The sequence below is a fragment of the Paenisporosarcina sp. FSL H8-0542 genome (assembly GCF_038632915.1).
Lineage (GTDB): Bacteria > Bacillota > Bacilli > Bacillales_A > Planococcaceae > Paenisporosarcina.
In genome coordinates this window covers 334,184-353,370 of record NZ_CP152050.1, presented here as the reverse complement: position 1 = coordinate 353,370, position 19,187 = coordinate 334,184, and the positions used below count along the sequence as shown (strand labels likewise).

At 38.3% G+C, this 19,187-nt stretch carries 21 protein-coding genes; 1 reads left to right on the top strand and 20 read right to left on the bottom strand.

Annotated features, from left to right (window positions below; all coding sequences use genetic code 11):
* Nucleotides 1-9: 9 nt before the first annotated feature.
* The 15 genes from MHH33_RS01925 to MHH33_RS01855 form a co-directional block, all read right to left on the bottom strand.
* Nucleotides 10-645, bottom strand: a complete 636-nt coding sequence (locus MHH33_RS01925) for a response regulator transcription factor (RefSeq protein WP_016429568.1) — start codon at nucleotides 643-645, stop codon at nucleotides 10-12.
* On the bottom strand, nucleotides 620-2,479 hold the full coding sequence (locus tag MHH33_RS01920; RefSeq protein WP_016429567.1) for a sensor histidine kinase: 1,860 nt from the start codon (nucleotides 2,477-2,479) through the stop codon (nucleotides 620-622). Before MHH33_RS01920 ends, MHH33_RS01925 begins: the two co-directional genes overlap by 26 nt.
* A gap of 879 nt (nucleotides 2,480-3,358) precedes the next feature.
* Complete coding sequence (locus MHH33_RS01915) at nucleotides 3,359-4,720, bottom strand: D-serine ammonia-lyase (protein WP_342542781.1); 1,362 nt, start codon at nucleotides 4,718-4,720, stop codon at nucleotides 3,359-3,361.
* Between the two features lie 69 nt (nucleotides 4,721-4,789).
* Nucleotides 4,790-5,110, bottom strand: coding sequence for a multidrug efflux SMR transporter (locus MHH33_RS01910; RefSeq protein ID WP_342542780.1), 321 nt, complete (start codon nucleotides 5,108-5,110; stop codon nucleotides 4,790-4,792).
* A gap of 40 nt (nucleotides 5,111-5,150) precedes the next feature.
* The gene (locus MHH33_RS01905; protein ID WP_342542779.1) at nucleotides 5,151-5,480 is read right to left on the bottom strand and encodes a multidrug efflux SMR transporter; all 330 of its coding nucleotides are present in this window, start codon (nucleotides 5,478-5,480) and stop codon (nucleotides 5,151-5,153) included.
* Nucleotides 5,481-5,509: 29 nt separating this feature from the next.
* Complete coding sequence (locus MHH33_RS01900) at nucleotides 5,510-6,382, bottom strand: HAD family hydrolase (protein WP_342542778.1); 873 nt, start codon at nucleotides 6,380-6,382, stop codon at nucleotides 5,510-5,512.
* A 120-nt stretch (nucleotides 6,383-6,502) separates the two neighbouring features.
* Nucleotides 6,503-7,285 (bottom strand): DeoR/GlpR family DNA-binding transcription regulator, encoded by a 783-nt coding sequence (locus tag MHH33_RS01895; RefSeq protein WP_342542777.1) that lies wholly within the window; start codon nucleotides 7,283-7,285, stop codon nucleotides 6,503-6,505.
* 27 nt (nucleotides 7,286-7,312) lie between these two features.
* Complete coding sequence (locus tag MHH33_RS01890) at nucleotides 7,313-8,326, bottom strand: ABC transporter ATP-binding protein (protein ID WP_342542776.1); 1,014 nt, start codon at nucleotides 8,324-8,326, stop codon at nucleotides 7,313-7,315.
* Nucleotides 8,326-9,180 (bottom strand): ABC transporter permease subunit, encoded by an 855-nt coding sequence (locus tag MHH33_RS01885; protein ID WP_342542775.1) that lies wholly within the window; start codon nucleotides 9,178-9,180, stop codon nucleotides 8,326-8,328. The genes MHH33_RS01890 and MHH33_RS01885 overlap by 1 nt, the downstream gene beginning before the upstream one ends.
* Nucleotides 9,177-10,031, bottom strand: coding sequence for an ABC transporter permease subunit (locus MHH33_RS01880; protein ID WP_342542774.1), 855 nt, complete (start codon nucleotides 10,029-10,031; stop codon nucleotides 9,177-9,179). Before MHH33_RS01880 ends, MHH33_RS01885 begins: the two co-directional genes overlap by 4 nt.
* 117 nt (nucleotides 10,032-10,148) lie before the next feature.
* Nucleotides 10,149-10,982, bottom strand: coding sequence for an alkaline phosphatase family protein (locus tag MHH33_RS01875; protein ID WP_342542773.1), 834 nt, complete (start codon nucleotides 10,980-10,982; stop codon nucleotides 10,149-10,151).
* The gene (locus tag MHH33_RS01870) at nucleotides 10,972-12,084 is read right to left on the bottom strand and encodes an ABC transporter substrate-binding protein (protein WP_342542772.1); all 1,113 of its coding nucleotides are present in this window, start codon (nucleotides 12,082-12,084) and stop codon (nucleotides 10,972-10,974) included. The genes MHH33_RS01875 and MHH33_RS01870 overlap by 11 nt, the downstream gene beginning before the upstream one ends.
* 318 nt (nucleotides 12,085-12,402) lie before the next feature.
* Nucleotides 12,403-13,134 (bottom strand): ZIP family metal transporter, encoded by a 732-nt coding sequence (locus MHH33_RS01865; protein ID WP_342543715.1) that lies wholly within the window; start codon nucleotides 13,132-13,134, stop codon nucleotides 12,403-12,405.
* Between the two features lie 133 nt (nucleotides 13,135-13,267).
* A complete protein-coding gene (locus MHH33_RS01860; protein WP_342542771.1) occupies nucleotides 13,268-14,275 on the bottom strand; it encodes a DUF4179 domain-containing protein in 1,008 nt (335 codons plus the stop codon).
* Nucleotides 14,259-14,789, bottom strand: coding sequence for a sigma-70 family RNA polymerase sigma factor (locus MHH33_RS01855; RefSeq protein WP_342543714.1), 531 nt, complete (start codon nucleotides 14,787-14,789; stop codon nucleotides 14,259-14,261). The genes MHH33_RS01860 and MHH33_RS01855 overlap by 17 nt, the downstream gene beginning before the upstream one ends.
* Before the next feature lie 216 nt (nucleotides 14,790-15,005).
* Between MHH33_RS01855 and MHH33_RS01850 the strand changes: the two genes are divergently transcribed.
* Nucleotides 15,006-15,632 carry a DUF899 family protein gene (locus MHH33_RS01850; RefSeq protein ID WP_342542770.1) on the top strand — a complete coding sequence of 209 codons (627 nt, stop codon included), beginning with the start codon at nucleotides 15,006-15,008 and terminating at the stop codon, nucleotides 15,630-15,632.
* A gap of 556 nt (nucleotides 15,633-16,188) precedes the next feature.
* Here MHH33_RS01850 and MHH33_RS01845 read toward each other — a convergent pair.
* The 5 genes from MHH33_RS01845 to MHH33_RS01825 form a co-directional block, all read right to left on the bottom strand.
* Nucleotides 16,189-16,530, bottom strand: a complete 342-nt coding sequence (locus MHH33_RS01845; protein WP_342542769.1) for a zinc ribbon domain-containing protein YjdM — start codon at nucleotides 16,528-16,530, stop codon at nucleotides 16,189-16,191.
* Between the two features lie 167 nt (nucleotides 16,531-16,697).
* On the bottom strand, nucleotides 16,698-17,057 hold the full coding sequence (locus tag MHH33_RS01840; protein WP_016429551.1) for a PilZ domain-containing protein: 360 nt from the start codon (nucleotides 17,055-17,057) through the stop codon (nucleotides 16,698-16,700).
* Between the two features lie 31 nt (nucleotides 17,058-17,088).
* Nucleotides 17,089-17,514, bottom strand: a complete 426-nt coding sequence (locus MHH33_RS01835; RefSeq protein ID WP_342542768.1) for a YaaR family protein — start codon at nucleotides 17,512-17,514, stop codon at nucleotides 17,089-17,091.
* Nucleotides 17,515-17,541: 27 nt separating this feature from the next.
* Nucleotides 17,542-18,006, bottom strand: a complete 465-nt coding sequence (locus MHH33_RS01830; protein WP_342542767.1) for a hypothetical protein — start codon at nucleotides 18,004-18,006, stop codon at nucleotides 17,542-17,544.
* A gap of 54 nt (nucleotides 18,007-18,060) precedes the next feature.
* Entirely contained in the window at nucleotides 18,061-18,837 is a 777-nt protein-coding gene (locus MHH33_RS01825) for a FliA/WhiG family RNA polymerase sigma factor (RefSeq protein ID WP_342542766.1), read from the bottom strand.
* Nucleotides 18,838-19,187 lie beyond the last annotated feature (350 nt).

Below are 19,187 nucleotides of genomic sequence, written 5' to 3'. Positions count from 1 at the left end.
GATAGTTCTTTAAGAAAAAGGAACAAGTTGATTTTGAACGGCATAAATGACTGCTTGTGTACGGCTTTTCACATTCAGCTTTTTGAAAATCTTATTGATGTGAATTTTAACTGTCTTGTCACTGATAAATAGGACTTCAGCAATTTCTTTATTGCTAAGACCTTTGACCAATTCAAACAGTACTTCTTTTTCACGATCTGATAGCACATTTTCGTTACGTTCTGAATTTGTTTGATGATACGTTATCAGCTTTTGGGTCATGCGAGGATGAATAACCGAATCCCCTTGTGATACCTTTCGAATAGCTTCTACCACTTGTTCAGATGACGAATCCTTCAATAAATAGCCATCTGCACCCGCCCGAAGTGCTTCCATTAAGTATTCATCATGTTCAAACATCGTCAATATAAGAACGCGGCAATTCGGATACTGACTTTTCACGAGGGACGTGACCTCAATGCCATTTTTTCCAGGGAGATTGATGTCCATCAAAATAAAATCAGGTCTACACTCCTCTACTTTCTTCAATACCTCCTCCCCGGTAACGGCTTCTCCTACGACTCGGATGTCGGATTCGAGATCCAATATGCTCCGAAGTCCATCACGCAAAACAGCATGATCATCCACTAGTAATATTTGAATCATGATACTCCTCCCCTGTTTCTGAATTTGGAATTGACAATGTAATTTCTGTACCTTTTCCTACTGAACTATCAATCTGAAGGGTAGCTCCCAGTTGTTCAGCTTGTTCATTTATATACAAAATGCCATAATGAGGCTCATGTTTCGATTTAATCATGGCTTCAAAAAGGGAAAAGCCAACCCCGTTGTCCTTCACCTTTAAAAGTGTATGTTCACGTTGATAGCTTAGGAGAATGTCAACCTTGTCCGCTTTTGCATGTTTTACAATGTTCTGCAAGCTTTCCTGTAAAGTATCAAAAATAACTCGTTCTTTTGAAAAACTGAGTGTACGAGAACGGCCTCTTTCATGATAAGTAATGGCCAGATCATATTCTTGTTTTATAGATTCAATTTTATCAGCAATTGCTTGTTTTAGCCCTAGCCTTTGGGTAGGATATGGCTTTAAAGCAAAGATAGAATACCGAACTTCACTTAAACTATTCCGTAATTTTTTTATGCTTTTGTCTACCACTTGCTGCATGTTTCCTGATTGATCTTCGGATTGCTTCTGAGCTGATTCCAGCTGAAATATGACCCCAGCTAATACTTGTGCAATTCCATCGTGGATTTCACGGGCTAGTCGATTTCTTTCTTCCAAAATAACTCGCTTTTCCTGTTCAGAGACGAGCGACCGTGTTTTAAGCAAGCTACCCAAATGATTGGCAAACGTAGCTAAAGACTGTATATCTTCGGTAATAAAACTCGCCCCCCTGCTTTTGCCTGCAACAAACATTCCAACCAACTCATTATTGACTTTAAGAGGTAAGTAGACGAGGGAGCGTATGACATCTTCAAATACTTCATCTCCAGGAGCCATACCCGTTTTCCAATCAGTAACAACAAAGGTTTGGGCTATCTCCTCAAAATTCGGATGCAGATCAAACGAACTTGAAATATTGGAATGTACTTTTCCATCCTTTAACAGAATCTGCCAGTCCCCTTCATCTTTTGCCCATAAAGCATATGCTTGTATTCCCAAGAATCCTTTAAGTGATTGTTTCATCTGATGTAAGTTTCCGGCAGACAGACCCTGACTCAACTCCGTTGTAATAGAAAAAAGTTTATATAATCGTTCTTTTTCAATCCGTATTTGCCAGGAGAAAGAACTAATGATGCAAATGGCTACAAGCGGAAAAAAGAAGAACGGAACAGTAATTCCATCCATCTCTCCGCGATATCGATGTTCTAAAATATATATAAGAAAGGCGTAGAATAAACAAAAACTTGCACTCAAAAATACTAACAAATTTTTCTTGTGCCATTGTTCTCGCGTGTATGGCTGGGGAAGAAGCACCATTAAAAGATCGAATAAAAGGGTGTTGATAGAGCAAAAGAATACGGTAAATAAAAGCGTGCTTATTAATTCTTCATATAAAAAAGGCAGGTTCATCTCCGTAATAAAAAAAGAAATACATTGTTTGGACAACCACTCTGCTAGAGTGATACTTAAAGCAAGTTGAGTACTATTAAATAGTATTCTTTGCATGTGAAAACGGCGAAGGGACTGGGAAAATACCATTACACACACAGAAGCAATGACAGTTATATGTATCCCAAACCCCCAAATCATTGGATAAATGAGCGTAAGGCTGGGCGTGATTCCGCTTCTCCCAATGCGGAAAGGAAAATACTCAATAATCCCCATAAACACAGCTAACAGCAAAAGGATTATTAATTCAGAAGGCATTTCACTTTTAAATAGGGAATTGATAACAGCAATCATACCAAGAAAAGAAATAGAATAAAGATAAAAACTCGCTATTTTTTCTCTCATAGATATAGAGTCTATCTTTTTCAAAACAATCCCTTCCTTTATCTCAACGAAATATAAGATTACTATTATTATGCATCAAAAAACCGGCACTGGCAAAATGAAGAAATTCCCCACTAGTCAATAACCGGCTGTGCTCCTAGACACAGTACTAGTATAAAGCTTAAATCTTCATTTGCCTGTTCATCAAATGTTGTAATTTTAATCACACTTTCACACTAGACCGTATAGTACAAAAGATATATACGATTCCCATCACATGCCATCAAGCTAGAAGCTACTATTTTAAAAAAAGGCTACTTTTCTGGTAGCCTCAGACTGTAGACAAAAAATAAAAAGAGTGAATATAACTGTATACTAATGAAAAAGAGCGTATGCAAGAAAATGTTGATTTCCTTTGCGGCGGACGCGTTTCGCGGGGCACGGCTTTAGTCTCCTCGTCACTACGTTCCTGCGGGGCCTTCAGCTCGTGCTGTTCCCGCTGAAGTCGCCGCCTCCACTCCAATCAACGGATTTCGCTTCTGTTTGCGTATCTCTTCATATTATTTCATTAGTAAGATGGTCGGCTATTTCTGAAGACTCCTGCGGAAAAACGAAATAAGCTAGACCCCACAGGCACAGCTGTCATAGACAGCTGTGCCGAGGAGGCTAGCGTTTCGTCCGCGGAAAGCGAAAGAAATAGCCGACCATAATTTTTTCGATAGAGTGCAAAAGATAAGAATGCGAATACTTTTATATTGATTAATATTCTTTTATCAACAAGCCTGAGGCTTCTTTTCAGGTAGCCTTTGTTTTGTTCCTTTATATTATTCAGAAAGTCTAGAGTAGAGAAAACAGAGCCTTACTCTATGGCCCTGTTTTCTTAATTGGTCCCTGGCCATTGGACAATATTTATCATGAATCCGTCTAATCACAATTCGGCTGGGTTCCTTGTGATAACGTTACTCCTTTTTTATAATATTCGTTTTTCGTTTCTTTAGGAACCATACTTCCACCGGTAGCCCACATGAGATGTGTAGCATTTTTCATTTTATCTGTTAAGTTATGATTTTGTATGTATTCTTTTCCTTCTTTTTCAGTCCATAACTTTACCGGCCCTATTACACCGGCTAATGCGGAAGGCTCCAGGTGAATATTTTCTGTATCGACCAATGCGCTTAATAGTTTAAATAATTCATTATCGCTAACCGTATAACTTCCACTTAATAAAGGCTCGATGGTTTGACCAACGAATCCTGATGGCCTTCCTACCGCAAGGCCGTCTGCTGATGTGATGTTGTCAATTCCAAAATCTTGTACAGAGACTTTATCATGCAGACCTGTTACTAGCCCAAGTAACATACATGGAGAATGCGTAGGCTCTGCAAAGAAGCAATGTACTCGATGTTGATACATAAGTTTTAAACCAAAAGCCACTCCTCCCGGCCCACCGCCTACTCCGCATGGAAGGTAAACAAATAGTGGATGGTTTTCATCTACAGTTACATTTAAATCTTCTAATTGTTTTTTTAGTCGAATTGCTGCCACTGCATATCCTAAAAACAAATCGCGAGAGTTCTCGTCATCAATGAAGTAGCAATTCGGATCACTATCAGCCTGTTTGCGCCCCTCTTCGACCGCTTTGCTGTAATCTTCCTTATATTCAATCACCGTTACTCCTTTGCTTTTAAGGAGAGCTTTCTTCCATTTCTTTGCATCCGCAGACATATGGACCGATACTTTAAAACCTAATTTGGCACTCATTATGCCTATACTTAACCCTAAATTGCCTGTAGATCCGACGGCAATGGAGTAATCGGAAAAGAAGTTTCTAAATTTATCGCTATCAAGGATCGAATAATCATCCTCTACTGATAATAAACCATGTTGAATCGCCAACGTTTCTGCGTGTTTTAACACTTCGTAAATGCCGCCGCGAGCTTTAATGGAACCTGAAATGGGAAGGTGGCTGTCACATTTTAACAAAAATGTCCCTTCTAATGGATGCTCATAGGTGTGTGATAACTTTTGATGCATCGCCGGGATGGGTACAATCGGAGATTCAATGATTCCGTTGAGGTTTCTTGTTTCAGGAAAAACTTTAGCAATGTAAGGAGCAAAACGCTTGAGCCTTTCCTCAGCATCTTCTACATCTTTATCATTAAGTGGAAGTTTCTTACCCTCAGTTTGAAATGGTTCATATTTAGGATTTGACCAAAACACTTCCTTTGTAGCAACTAACTCGTTTATTAAAGGATATTCTTTTATCCAATCTTGAATAGTTTTCATCTCTCTTCTCCTCCATTCAGGGATTGCACCTTTTTCTGTATCTACTTATTGCCATTTAAAACCCTGATATTAATGTCCAGAAGTCATTTTAATACCTACAGCTCCTGCAATTATACACATAATCAATAGGGTTAATCTTAAACTTCTAGGTTCATTAAAGAATATCATTCCTGCTAAAACACTTCCAACAGAGCCGATAGCGGTCCATATTGCATAGGCAGTTCCCACTGGAAGAGAAGTTAATGACAAAGAAAGAAAATAAAAGCTTAAACTCCCAAAAAAAAGACACGCGACAGAGGGGAGAAATTTTTTAAATCCGTCTGCAAGTTTCAAGCTTATAACACTACCAATCTCGGCAAATCCGGCAATAAGAAGAAAAATCCAAGCCATCGAATCATCCCCTAACCTTATATAAATCATTTCATTTTTTTTAATTTTTAGGTTGTGCTGGACCAATTTTTATTCCAATTATCCCTACTATCATTAAAGTCACAAAAAATACTTTCAGTAGATTAATGGTCTCTCCAAAAAAAAGCATCCCAGTTACTACAGTTCCCACCGTTCCCAATCCAGTAAAAATGGCGTAACCAGTTCCTAAGGGAATTGAGTGTAAAGCTTTTGAAAGCAAAAAGAAACTAAAGATTATGATAATTGTCGTTACTATACTAGGTATAATTTCGGTGAATCCGTGTGAATATTTAAGACCTATCACCCAGACAATTTCCAAAACCCCTGCCATTATGATATATATCCATGCCATTTTGTCGCTCTCTCCTTTGGCATTGACACTTATTTTTGAATCACGAAGTTCTCCATATATCGATAAATCGCATAAGCTACCCCATCCTCGTCATTTTTAAGGGTTGTCGTTGTACAAACAGTTTTAATGACATCTTTCGCATTTCCCATCGCTACGCTGTATCCAACTTTCTGGAACATGGATAAATCATTGTTGCTATCCCCGATTGCCATAGACTGATCTAAGGAGCCATTCATCAAGATAGCCAATTTTTCGAGGGCCGTTCCTTTTGAAGCACTTTTACTTGTAATTTCAATGTTATGATCAGCAGATGAAACAACCATTAACTCATCAAACTTTTTGAATTGGCTCCATGCATCCTCTAACTTCTTTTTATCAAAAGAACAGGCTAAAATGTTATAGAATTCTTCCTCCTGTTTTAAGATATCATGATAATTTTCAACTAAAACATATCCAAACTGGTCAAATTGCCTTTCCGCTACTTCAATTAATTCTTTCATATCTGTATTCAACTCTGCGCTTTTCAAACTATTAATCTCATTCTGGAAATGTTCTCTTCCCTTTTTAAGAGTATAAATGGCTTTATCAGTAAACACTTCGTAATAATAATTCCGTTCATCTAACGATTGGAGAATAGATTCGACACAATCTTTAGTTATCGTAACAGATGAAATACACTTTCCGCTTTTTGAATGAATAGTTGCGCCATTTGTCCCGATTACAAATGGGGAAATCCCGGCCTTTTCACAAATTATTTGAACGTCAAAATAAGCCCGCCCTGTTGAAATAACTACTTCAAAACCTCTATCTTGGGCATATTGAATCGCCTTTACATTTTCTTCACTAATTTCATTCTTGTCGTTTAATAATGTTCCGTCTAAATCTATCGCAATGAAACTCATGCTATATAGCTCCTTTCTCATTCTAGCTATTAAATTATCTTTCTAGCTTTTTTGCCTACTATCAATAAAAAACTAGAGAGAACTCGCTCTTTCATCTCGATATGTCCTTTTATTGATTGACTATGCTAGACTCCAATTGATTTCCTCTAATTTTGAATGATTTCTCCATTCCTCTGGAAATGGTTGCTCGCTGACAATCACATCGACTTTTTCTAGAGGACAAACTTTACAAAATGTTTCAACACCAATTTTAGAGTAATCCGTTAGCAATATAACTTGCTTTGATACCTCGACCATCTTGCGTGAAACTAATGTTTCATGTAAATGATAATTACTAACCCCACTTTGAATGGAAACACCACCAGCTGAAATGAACGCTTTATCAATATTAAATTGATTTAACATTTGTTCAGTGAGACTGCCGCTTATAGATTGATGCTTTGGATCAATTTGTCCTCCTAATAATAGAATTTGTCCTGTAAACTTATTTTGATTGAGCTTTTCGGTTAACACAGACGACACAGGAAGAGAATTGGTTAAAATCGTAATGTCTTTTTTATTTTCAATACACTGCGAAAATTCAAGCATGGTTGTCCCTACATCTATGGCAATCACATCTCCGTTAGAAATGAGTTCTACTGCTTTTTTTCCAACCTTGACTTTCGCTTCTTGATTCACAGTTGTACGCTGTGTAAATGGAGGCTCCTCAAATTCAAAGACTGTTTTAATCGCTCCACCGTAAACCCTTTTTAAAAGTCTTTTTTCCTCTAATATCATCAAATCGCGTCGAATCGTTTCCTCTGAAACATCAAACTGATTAACTAATTCCATCACTTTTACTTTTCCCATAATGTTAAGTTCTTTTAAAATTTCATTCTTTCTTTCTTCTGGAAAAACAGACATATTTCTTCCCCCGCGATCATTAATAATTTAAAAAATAATGCATTCTTTCTTCGGTACAAGAATATGAACGTGTGCTCCTTGCTCAAACATATTCCCTCGGTGGTGAAGATAGTCTACAAGGAAAGCGGACTCCTCTGTTTCTACTTCATATCTTAAAACATTCCCTATCATGGAAACATCTTTAATAAACCCTTTAATTACCCAGTTCTCTTGTAAATCCACGCTATCGTCACCAACAGAAACTAATTGTAAAACTTCAGGACGAATTGCGATTTCATCCCCTTTTATTTCTGTGCTGCGAACAAGTTTACGGAAAACTTCCAAACTACAAACATTGTAATTTCCGATGAATTTTGCAACAAATGTATTGACTGGAGAAGTATAAATTTCTGATGGAGAACCGGATTGTACAACTTGTCCTTTATTCATGACAAAAATTCGATCAGACATCGTCATTGCTTCTTCCTGATCATGAGTAACAAAAATAGTTGTAATATCTAATTCTTTCTGTATTCTCTTTAATTCTTTTTGCAAACTTTTTCTAATTTTCGCATCCAATGCACTTAACGGCTCATCCAAAAGCAGTACTTTCGGCTCCATGACAAGCGCACGAGCAAGAGCAACCCTTTGCTGTTGCCCGCCAGATAACTGATGAGGATAAGACTCTTCTTTTCCTATTAAATCAACCATATCAATCATCTTTTTCACTCTTGATTTAATATTTTTCACCTTCTTCATTTTAAGGCCATACGCGATATTATCAAAAACGCTCATATTCGGGAAAAGCGCATAAGACTGAAATACCATACCGACTTCACGCTGACGCGGTGATAAATTAGTAATATCTTTTCCATCGATTGAGATTATTCCTAAATCTACGTCTTCAAGCCCCGCAATGGAACGTAATAATGTACTTTTTCCGCATCCGCTTTGCCCAAGAAGTGTAGCAAATTCTCCTTTTTTTAGTATTAAAGAAATGTCATTTAAAACGACTTGATTTTCATACCCCTTAGTCACTTGATCAATGGTTACATAGCTCATTATTTTTCACCTTCTAAAGTAGTATTTTTATGAAATGAAAGAAATCGCTTCTTATTTGACACGACAGTTTTTTTTTCGTTTTTAAACGTAAGTTTTAATACAGTCCCCGTTAAAAGCAAAATCATTGAATAATAAGTAATAACAATTGCACTTGTTAAGTGACCACTGCTATTTAGTTTGTCGGCAAGATAAATTTGAAGAGTTTCAAATCGGCCCCCGACAAGCAAATTGGCAAAAGCAAACTCACTAAATAAAAGAGCGACTGATAATAAGGTAGAAACTAAAATACCAGAAATAATATTTGGAAACACCACCGTGCGAAACGCCTGGAATTTTGTAGCACCGAGTAGTTCAGCTGCATCAACAAGTTGCACAGCATTAAGCGTACTAAGACTGTTACGAATACCTTGATACATAAAAGGCAGAATCGTTATGAAATAAGCACCGATTAAAATCCAAGGTGTTCCGGCAATTTGAATCGGCCCATCTGAATATATCTTGATTAATCCAACAGCTCCAACAATGGGTGGAATTCCATAAGGAAGCATAGCTGCTGCTTGAAGTAATCCTTCCCATTTACTGAAATATACCGTGATAATAAAGATAGTCGGAAGCATAATAACAACACTAAGACCTACAGACATGACAATTAAAAACAGCGTTCGTCCAAAAGCATCATAAAACCGTTCATCTTGAAATAATTCAAAATACCATTGCATTGTATAACTCTCAGGTAAAATGGTATGATCCCATTTACCGGCAATCGAGAATAAAAATGTTCCTACAAGAGGAATTAATAAATAGATAACTAATAACCCAACAATCACTTTATGAAAAGTCAATGAATATTTCATCGTAAATCCCTCCTAATGCGACGCATCATTCGTCCATTAAACCACATCGCCCCTATCATAGTCGCCGCTAGAAGAACTCCCAACGCACTACCTAACTGCGGCTTTAAGGCAACGTCACTAGCAACTAGAGAGGCAATTTGCAATGACAATAAGTTATAGTTGCTGCCGACTAATGCATAGGCTGTAGCGTAAGCTCCCATCGCATTAGCAAACAAAATACTGAATGTACCTACAATACTAGGTAAAAGAACTGGAATCCCAATGTGACGCCAAAATGATGCTGTTGACCCTCCTAATAATGAAGAGGCTTCTTTCCATTGTTTCTTAATTCCTTGATAAGACGGGTAGATGAGCATAACAGCAAGCGGAATTTGAAAATAAACATACACAAGAACGAGGCCTGTCCATGAATATAAATTAAAATCCGCAAACACATCCCAACCAATCTTAGAAAAAAGCAACGTAAACAACCCATTGTTTCCAAGTAAAATAATATATGAAAATGAAAGGGGAATTCCCTCAAAGTTCGAAGTCATATTGGTAATCATTAGTAAGCGATTTTGTATTTTTTGTGAGAATTTTGTTAACGAATAGGCTGCTATGACTGCTATGATCACAGAAGTTACAGCAGAAAATAAGGAAATGACAAGGCTATTTTGAATGGCTTGTAAGTAAAATTTACTTTTAAATATAGTAATATATTGATTAATCGTAACTTGAATTCCATCGTCTGCATAAAAACTATTTTTAATCATTGCTACTAATGGTCCTATTTCAAATGCAATCACAAACATAATAAATGGCAATAAAAGAGCTAATAAGTAAATTTTTTGTTTTTTTATTTTTCGCAAGACTTCTCGCCCCTCTATGTTCTCTATTAATTTGGGAATTGGTCTAACAATACGTTCCGTTAAACCAATCCCAATCCACCTACATTCTTCATTTTAATGTTGAATCGTGTATCTTTTTTAAAGGGTAATTTTCCCTTTCAGACCTGGCAGTTGATATGAAATCATTTTATTGGATGGCTCAATATTTAAAAGTTCACAAACGAGCGGTGCAAAAGCTAATTGCGGAACCACTTCACTGTAAACGCCAGGCTCAACTTTTGGACTAATGATAAAGAGCGGTACATCTCGCTCACCATCAGTTATGCCGCCATGGTTGCCATATTCACTCATGCCATGATCAGATGTAATTAAAATGTGGTAACCTTCTTTGATCCAAATTGGCAAAAGTTGTGCCAACAAGCTTCCCATTTTTAAGATTTGTTCACGATATTCTTTCGATTCCGAACCGAAAATTTCTCCTTTTACATCTACACCGAGCGGATGAATATAGAGAAAGTGTGGGTCATGCTTTCTTCTCAAAGCTTCTGCATCCATTAACACATGACTGTCTGGATAATCATCATCCCAATAAAATTTTCCATATTGAATTGGCTTAGACTCATCCTCTTGCTCACGATCTTCAATAAAATGGAATGGCGCGCGATTATAAAGTTCGCTTACCCAGTAATAAGATGCCGTTCCGTTTCTTAAGCCGTTTTCTTTCGTAAGATGAAAGAGACTTTTCTCAGTAGATAAACGAACGGCTTGATTGGACGTAATTCCGTTCACTGATGCCGGTGTACCCGTTAGTAACACTTCATATAATGGACGGGAAAGACTTGGGAGTTCCGACTTTACTTTGTAAAGTGCTGCCTGATTTGTTTCAACTAGATGTTGAATAAATCCAAGAGCCTCACATGCTTTATCGTATCTCATACCATCAACAACAATTGCTATTACTTTATTTGACATGGACTAACACCTCTTCTTGCCAAAGCTGCGGTAAATTTTTTGCCGTTTCTTCCCAAGCTTTGTAATCTTCAATTGGTTTTGCATTTTTGTACTGTACTTCTGGAACCATTTTTTCAGCTACTTCTTTCGGAAGTTCTACATCGCGAATTGGGCGGGCAAATCCTTTAGCTAAGTTAATTTGTCCTTCATCGCTTAAGATATATTCTCTAGTTGCCATCGCCGCATACGGATGCTTTGCATATTTGTTAATAATAGTTGCGTAGCCGCTTACGACTGAACCTTCACTTGGAATGGCTACTTCAAATTGATCACGGTTAATTTGGTCAGCGTAACCAAGAGCATTGAAATCCCAAACAAGGGCAACTTCCACTTCCCCTTTTTCGATGTTAGCTGGCTTGGCATCCGTTAAGCTAAGACGGCCTTGCTTGGCAAGCTTAGCAAAATAGTCAATTCCTGGTTGGAGATTTGTTTCATCACCGCCGTAAGCGATAGCGGCAGCAAGAACGGCCATTTGGTTCTGTGTACCACGCTGAACATCTCCAACTGTTACTTTATAATCTCCTTTTAATATGTCATCCCAAGATTTTGGCGGGTTATCTACTAATTCTTTATTAGTAAAGAATGCAATCGTTCCTTGGTAGCCAACAACCCAATCTCCGTTGTCATCTTTTGCCCAGTCAGGTACCTCTTCCCAATAGGAAGTTTTATATGGCGTCGTTAATTCTTTTTGTTCCGCGATTGGCCCAAAGGAAATCCCTACATCGCCGATATCAGCTGTTGCATTCTCTCCTTCAGATTCCATTTTGGCAATCTCTTCGGCACTGGATAAATCTGTATCATTGTGCTCCAGAGTATATTTTTTCGTCACTTCATTCCACGTTTCTCCCCAGTTAGCCCATGAATCAGGCATACCGACACTATTAATTGTCCCCTCTTCTTTTGCCTTTGTTTCAATTTCTTTCAGGGTTAACGTACTTGGATCCTTAACAACTGGAGCTGCCTCCTCTTTAGTACCTCCACAAGCAGCTAATCCTAGTACACTCGCTCCTAACATCAAAACTTGAATAGACTTGTAACAATTCTTCTTGAATTTGTAATTCATAAAATTGCCTCCAATTAGTGTGGGATTTTTAATGTTTGCTACTGTTTGTTACGGTTTAATCATAATCATTCATTATTAATCCCACATTAATCCGATGTTAAGGTTATGTAAATCAGTGCTTTATTTGTCCAATTCATCATTTTCAAGTGGTCATGTTGTTAACGGGTGCTTGTTTCAGTAAATCGTCTTACTCTTTCAAAGTGGCAATAGGTTAACTTCGTAAATGCTTTCTCCATCACAAACATCCCCGCTGATTTTTTTCTGTCAGCGGGGATTTGATAAGTTCACTATTTGTACTTACTATTCGTTGTGAATTAATTAAACTAATGCAAAGTAAGCACCAATCAAACCAAACCCAAGAAGTGTCAGTATAAAAATTTGTTTGGATGTTGCCTCGTGAATGGATTCAATTAATATCTCTTTTACCGTTACCATATAAATCATCCCAATGGACAGACTGATAAAAGTTGACCAGAGAAGAGGATAATCCATCCCTAATTTACTTCCTACATACGCACCACCCGCCACTGGCAATGAAACAAGCATTGAAAATATCAACAATGTTCTTTTCCTCACTCCCGCTACAAGTAATGGAGTGAAGACGATCATCCCCTCCGGAATATTATGTAGGAGGATTATTTGTAGAATGGAACGAGATAAACTGGTGTCCTGAACAGCACCTAAACTTATTCCTATAGGAATGTTATGTATGGAAATACCGATCAGCAGCATCACGCCTGTGTAAAATGCGACTCGCTTTTTCCCACCCTTTTCCCTCACTACATGAAACCTGAAAAACCCGTGCAAAAAGTTGAACAAAAGCACCCCTGCTAAAAACCCTCCATTAAAAGTAAACCAATTGCCGAGCTCTATTGCTTCTGGAGCAACTTCAAAACTCAGTAACCCGAGAATCAACCCTGCACATAAACACAGAACCGTATCGGTGTTCTTCTTGAGTCCCCTAATCCCCCAAGCAATGATTCCCCCTAGACCAAAACCGAACGCCGTAAATATTGTGCCCATTGCCCAAATTGAAGCCAACCAAATCACCCTCACGATCCTTGTCTCTATGGTTATATGGGTTATGTCACGGATTTATGAACCGAAATGTAAGCCTATAGTATTGCAAAATCAAAAAGAACCCTAAATCCAAAACAACATGGACTTAGGGTTTCACTCTTCATCAATCATTCTTTTTGGTCAGTTCCACCTGTTCGTTCCCCACGATTAATTGCAGCTTTTCCGCATGAACGAAAGATGAGATTGGAAACGTGGTTGAAATGATAGTTTGTTCGCTCTTGACCGTCATGTTAGTACTACCCGCCTCATATTCTATTCCTTGTTCATCCACCACTTTCATAATAGCGAATGGGGTTTCCGTTGGTTCTCCATCTATAGAAATGGTCAGAGAAAGGGATGTTGGATTGCCATTCGCTTTTACTAACTTAATTTTGTCAGATTCCTGTGCCACGTATTCCACGACTTCAAATGGTTTAGCAGCTTCTTTCAAAGGCAAGTTCCACTCCCCTTCGATCTTTTTGAATTCTCCATTTGCATATTGAACATTAATGCTTTCCACTTCGATAATAGCATTGGACAATGCCGGAAAATTACCTTCCGTGGATTCAAAAACCGTATCAAATTGGGCTTTACCGGTTTCCTGTTCAATGAACGGGTTCATAACATGCACGCCAGCTGAATATTCACTTTTGCCGTATAAAGGTTTTGTATCCGGTATCAGTTCCACAATGTATTCCCCATCACCATTCTTCAAACGCACATCCAAGGATAACCTTTCTGCCTCTTCACCTAACAAAGTTAGATCCTTGAACTGCAACTGAAAGCTAAATCCCATTTTATTATTATCCGAGAAGTAACTGTCGAGTGTAATCCGCACGTTCTCATTCGTTGCCGATTGATCGGTTTCTTCTGCAAACCCGGCTTTCACCGCTTGTTCAATTCCTGAGTCGTTGAACTTGAAGATTCCAAAAATCGCTGCTTTGACAGGTTCACTTGTCGAGGCTACCCCGACAATTAGTAGGCAGCAGGCAGCTGTAGCCATTCTCGTCCAAATGATATGTTTCTTTTTCTTTATAGATTGGAAGCGAATCTGCTCGTAGGTTTGATCCAGCCTTTGCCTCACATGGTCCGGAATTTCTTTGACGAACTCGTCATTAAACTCGTTGCTCATAGCCAATCACTCCTTTTTGTTTATCATGATTGATTCGTAGTATGGCTTTCGCTCTCGAAAGTCGTGACTTGATTGTTCCTTCGGGTTCCTTTAGCAACTCGCCAATTTCCTTGATATTCATCCCGACGATGTAATACAGCTCAATGGCCGTTCTATAATCTGCATTCAAGGAAGACAGTTCCTCTTCCAGCTCCATTTTCAATAAAGCAGGATTATCTTTTTCTCGAATGCTTTCCATATCGACCAGTTGGACGGTCCTGTTATTTTTCTTCAATAAGCCATTGCAGTTATTGATTAAGATCTTGCATATCCACGTATTAAAATATTCCGGTTTTTTTAACGTCGGCAGTTTTTCAAACGCTGTCATGATGGTTTCTTGCATGGCATCAGCCACATCTTCATCGTGATTCAGATATTTACTGGCTACTCTATAAAGAACATTTTCGTATTGCTTTATTAATTGGACAAATGCTTCACCGTCCCCGCTCTTCGCTTTCTTCACCAAAGCTTTCATATTAACCACCCATACACCTCCCTGTTGTCGGGACTAAGTTGCATTCCCTTGTTTCTGTTTCAAAAGATTAGATAAACAATTCGGTTCAATGGTTGCATGTCTTTAAAAAATCCTCACTCGCCAAAAATGTTTCACACTATATACAACTAATCTATAATCCTAATTTTCTCACATCCATTAACTATTTTTTGTGAAGTAAAGGAGATTTTTTCCTTTGTGGAGAATACATCAATTACTTGCCAACCAGAAAGGGTGCTCGGGATGTTGAAAATCAATGCGGAGATTGAAGAACTTGAGAAAGAAATCATGGAAAAAAAGCAACATTTGAAGAAATTAAAAAAAGCTGCTCCGTACATTCCTGTGAAGAACTACGAGTTTATAAAAAGTGACGGTCAGTCCATTTCTTTACTTGAACTTTTTGGAGATTGCAATGAATTGATTGTTGTTCACAATATGGGGAAATCCTGTTCATACTGCACGATGTGGGCGGATGGTTTTGTCGGAGTGTACGATTATCTTTTACTTAAAGCACCATTTGTTTTGGCTACGCCAGATTCTCCGGAAGTTCAACAATCGTTCGCTAAAGAACGAAATTGGCCATTTCCGATGGTTTCGACGATAAAAAGTAGTTTCAAAAAGGATATGGGATTTGAAAGAGACAATTACCAATATCCTGGAGTTTCGACCTTTAAAAAAGAAGCAGATGGCGTCATTTATTTGGTCGCAAACGATGCATTCGGACCTGGAGATGATTATAGCTCACCATGGCACTTCTTTGACTTGTTAGATTCAGGTGTTGAAGGTTTTAACCCAAAGGCAGTGAAAAAAAGGATGATGATCTAATCTTTATAATGAAAAACCGCTTACTCCTAGATGGAGTAAGCGGTTTCAGCTTGTTGACAAAAGAATAATAATTAAAATAAAAGTATAAAAATTGAGTTCTTATTTTTTGCACTCTATCGAGAAAGATTGTGGTCGGCTATTTCTTTCGCTTTCCGCGGACGAAACGCTAGCCTCCTCGGCTCAGCTGTCTATGACAGCTGAGCCTGTGGGGTCTAGCTTGTTTCGTTTTTCCGCAGGAGTCTTCAGAAATAGCCAACCACCTTCCAACTTAAATATTTTGCAGAGACACGCTTACAGAAGCAGTTTCTTTTGATTGGAGTGGAGGCGGCGACTTCAGCGGGAACAGCACGAGCTGAAGACCCCGCAGGAACGTAGTGACGAGGAGACTGATGCCGTGCCCGCGAAACGCGTCCGCCGCAATGGAAATCAACATTTTCTTGCATAGGCTCTTTTTCAATAGTATACAGTTATATTCACTCATTTTTTTGTTTGTCTACAGTCTGAAACCGCTTACTCGTAAATGGAGTAAGCGGTTTTTCATTATACAAAGCTGTATTTAGTTCTTCTTAACAAATTCTGATTTCAACTTCATAGCTCCAAAACCATCAATTTTGCAATCGATATCATGATCGCCATCAACCAGACGGATACTTTTCACTTTTGTTCCTATTTTCAGGACAGATGAACTTCCTTTTACTTTCAGGTCTTTGATGACGGTTACAGAATCACCATCATTCAATACATTTCCATTTGCATCTCTAACTACTTTATCTTCATTACTATTTTCATTCTTTGATTCCAGCGTCCACTCATGTGCACATTCCGGACAAACCAGCATATTCCCATCCTCATAAGTATAAGCTGAATGGCATTTCGGGCAATTTGGTAAAACTGACATAAATTTATTTCCTCCAAGCATTATTTTAATTCCATAGACAAAGGTTCGTCTCAATCTATTTTTTCACGATAAGTATTTCCTTCACAAGTATACACCGCATCCCGCAAATATAAAAACCCGGTCAGTTGTATTCCTGATCGGGTCTTTAAGCATAATCGGGAAATGATTCAATCCATTTCCATTGGATTTCCTTTACGCTGACGAATTTGATAATAGTTCAATTGCTTAAATAACTCAGAAGAAGTATCTTGGTTCACTTCAAATCCAACACCGTATTCAATATCATGCAATCTTATGGACTTACGAATAATAGATCCTTCCAATAAAAAAGGACTACCTAAAATTTCAAAACGACATGTTACTTGTCTCTCCAATGGAATATCCATAGATGAGATGAATTTCAAGCCTCTCACACTTACATTTTCAATCTCTACCGGCATGAAGAAGATTGCTCCATCCAATGAAATTTCTGCGTTGATTGATTGATGAAATACCACTCGAAAAAACTCGCGACGATTCTCGCTCATTTCGTTTCCCTCCAGTTAATATTAACTTCTATCACATATATAAATTAACGAGCAACCCTTTGATTTCGCCGACCAAACGAAGCGTATTAAGACCTTCATTTTCATCATTTAATACTTCATCCTGGACTTCAATGAGTTTCTGATCAATCACTTCCACTAATTGATGCGTTTTCATTCCACCACTTTGATTGAAGCTTTGTTTTTCGGACAATTGCAACCCTAAACTTAAGGATTCCCCGATGAACTGCTTTACTAAGTTTTTATAATCCAAGAGGTTTTCAAGGGTTCTTTGCTTAGCCAGCCTCTGCCCTTGTGAATCCACACGAGACATTAATTGATTTAAAGAATCCAGGTGCAATTTAGTCTGTGATTTTCTCATCATGTTGGCAAAAGAATCGGATGTCTTACTTTCCACTGCATTTTTTGAAATCCTGTCGTTTGAAAAGTTCGTTTGCATTCCAATACGCAAATGAAACACCTCATTCTACTTTTGATAACTTTGCTTTTTCCTGAACATATTCAGGACAAGCTCCACTTCTCCCAGATCAATCTGCAATACTTTGGCAATTTGCTTTTCAGAAAAACCTTGTTTATACAATTTCAACATTTTATCATTTTCCTGATCATTGACTGCAGACGCTTCGGGGTACACCTGCTTTACATCGTCATGCTCCTCCAGTGGAAACGTCTGAGCGGAGCTATCCGTCGTTACGGTGTTGAGTTTTTCTTCCAACATTCGGATTCTCTCATCGAGTTTACTATCTTTCACTCGAATATAGTCGACCAGTTTCTCATAAAGTTCATCATTTTCTTTTTCCACACTCGTCACGAATTCTTCCATGCTTCCATGAATGGCGTCTAAATCTTCTTTCATTTGAGCCCTTTTTTGTTTCAATTCGGCTAATACAAGAAATGACCTGATATTCACTAATATAACTAAAATAATCATTGCGATCAGAAACCAGTCCAAGGGTATCACCTTATCCTTCTATCCTTTTTAAAATCAATAGTTTTCGTGTATTGCCAGTGTCGCTGACCTTAAACGAAGTATTGCTTTAGAGTGCATTTGGGAAACTCGAGATACACTTACACTGAGCACTTCCGCAATTTCCGTTAATTTCAGTTCTTCGAAATAGCAGAGTGAGATGACGAGCTTTTCTTTTTCTGGCAAGCGGCCAATCGCATGTGACAATGATTCTTTTATCATCTGTGCTGTTAAATGGCGTTCTGGCGATTCCGCTTGATCGTTTTCAATCATTGAATATTTTCCGACCTGATTATCCTCATCGTAGACAGTCTCATCAATTGATATCATGGTAGACAGTGCCGCTTCTGAAACCGTTTTGTTCAGTTCCGCTTTTGTAATCCCTAAATAATCACTGACTTCCTCATCTGTAACAGAATCATTTTTCTGCTGTTCGAGAATTGCGTAGGCATTTTCGATTTTCTTCACTTTATCCCTTACGGAACGTGGTAACCAATCGCTATGCCTCAGTCCATCAATGACCGCTCCTTTGATTCGCCATGACGCATATGTTTCAAACTTCATATCTCTATCCATATTGAATTTATCAAATGCATCAAGCAGTCCCTCATATGCGAAACTACGAATGTCGTCCTTATCGACTGTTTTAGGCAAACTGATCATAAATCGCTGAACGATGTAATCAACCAATGGTAGATAGCGCTCGACTAAATATTCACCCGCTTGTGGATCACGCTGTTTTTGCCAATTTCCCCAAATGGCCAGTTCTTCTTTAGACAATTTATTGTTCAACATGAGTTTCACCACCACTTATAAGAGTGCTTTAAGCTTTTATTTAAAGGCTTTTTTAAATCTTGCTGTTGATATTCCGCAAAACAGCTGCGCTTTCCACAGGCTTGCACCGAACTAACTCGGACTTAGCTTCCGAGTGGATTTCGGCACTTCGCTTTTTCCTGTTGGAGTCTCCGCTGTTTTACTCCATATCACTAAATCGTAAGCTATGTCATATACCTGTTCTCTTTAATGATTGTAGTGGAATGCGGCGACTCCAGCGGGATAAGCGTGTCCAGACTAGACCCCGCAGTGAGCATAGCGAATGAGGAGGCTAGTGGACCGCCCGCGGAAAGCGTCCGCATGGAACAAAA

What these genes read in the sequence shown, in the direction of transcription:
- MHH33_RS01830 (WP_342542767.1), bottom strand. Translation starts at nt 18,006, where the DNA reads ATGATTATTTTAGTTATATTAGTGAATATCAGGTCATTTCTTGTATTA.
- MHH33_RS01890 (WP_342542776.1), bottom strand. Translation starts at nt 8,326, where the DNA reads ATGAGCTATGTAACCATTGATCAAGTGACTAAGGGGTATGAAAATCAA.
- MHH33_RS01915 (WP_342542781.1), bottom strand. Translation starts at nt 4,720, where the DNA reads ATGAAAACTATTCAAGATTGGATAAAAGAATATCCTTTAATAAACGAG.
- MHH33_RS01855 (WP_342543714.1), bottom strand. Translation starts at nt 14,789, where the DNA reads ATGAAAGCTTTGGTGAAGAAAGCGAAGAGCGGGGACGGTGAAGCATTT.
- MHH33_RS01875 (WP_342542773.1), bottom strand. Translation starts at nt 10,982, where the DNA reads ATGTCAAATAAAGTAATAGCAATTGTTGTTGATGGTATGAGATACGAT.
- MHH33_RS01910 (WP_342542780.1), bottom strand. Translation starts at nt 5,110, where the DNA reads ATGGCTTGGATTTTTCTTCTTATTGCCGGATTTGCCGAGATTGGTAGT.
- MHH33_RS01845 (WP_342542769.1), bottom strand. Translation starts at nt 16,530, where the DNA reads ATGTCAGTTTTACCAAATTGCCCGAAATGCCATTCAGCTTATACTTAT.
- MHH33_RS01840 (WP_016429551.1), bottom strand. Translation starts at nt 17,057, where the DNA reads ATGAGCGAGAATCGTCGCGAGTTTTTTCGAGTGGTATTTCATCAATCA.
- MHH33_RS01860 (WP_342542771.1), bottom strand. Translation starts at nt 14,275, where the DNA reads ATGAGCAACGAGTTTAATGACGAGTTCGTCAAAGAAATTCCGGACCAT.
- MHH33_RS01870 (WP_342542772.1), bottom strand. Translation starts at nt 12,084, where the DNA reads ATGAATTACAAATTCAAGAAGAATTGTTACAAGTCTATTCAAGTTTTG.
- MHH33_RS01905 (WP_342542779.1), bottom strand. Translation starts at nt 5,480, where the DNA reads ATGGCATGGATATATATCATAATGGCAGGGGTTTTGGAAATTGTCTGG.
- MHH33_RS01885 (WP_342542775.1), bottom strand. Translation starts at nt 9,180, where the DNA reads ATGAAATATTCATTGACTTTTCATAAAGTGATTGTTGGGTTATTAGTT.
- MHH33_RS01825 (WP_342542766.1), bottom strand. Translation starts at nt 18,837, where the DNA reads ATGTTGAACAATAAATTGTCTAAAGAAGAACTGGCCATTTGGGGAAAT.
- MHH33_RS01925 (WP_016429568.1), bottom strand. Translation starts at nt 645, where the DNA reads ATGATTCAAATATTACTAGTGGATGATCATGCTGTTTTGCGTGATGGA.
- MHH33_RS01895 (WP_342542777.1), bottom strand. Translation starts at nt 7,285, where the DNA reads ATGTCTGTTTTTCCAGAAGAAAGAAAGAATGAAATTTTAAAAGAACTT.
- MHH33_RS01900 (WP_342542778.1), bottom strand. Translation starts at nt 6,382, where the DNA reads ATGAGTTTCATTGCGATAGATTTAGACGGAACATTATTAAACGACAAG.
- MHH33_RS01835 (WP_342542768.1), bottom strand. Translation starts at nt 17,514, where the DNA reads ATGCAAACGAACTTTTCAAACGACAGGATTTCAAAAAATGCAGTGGAA.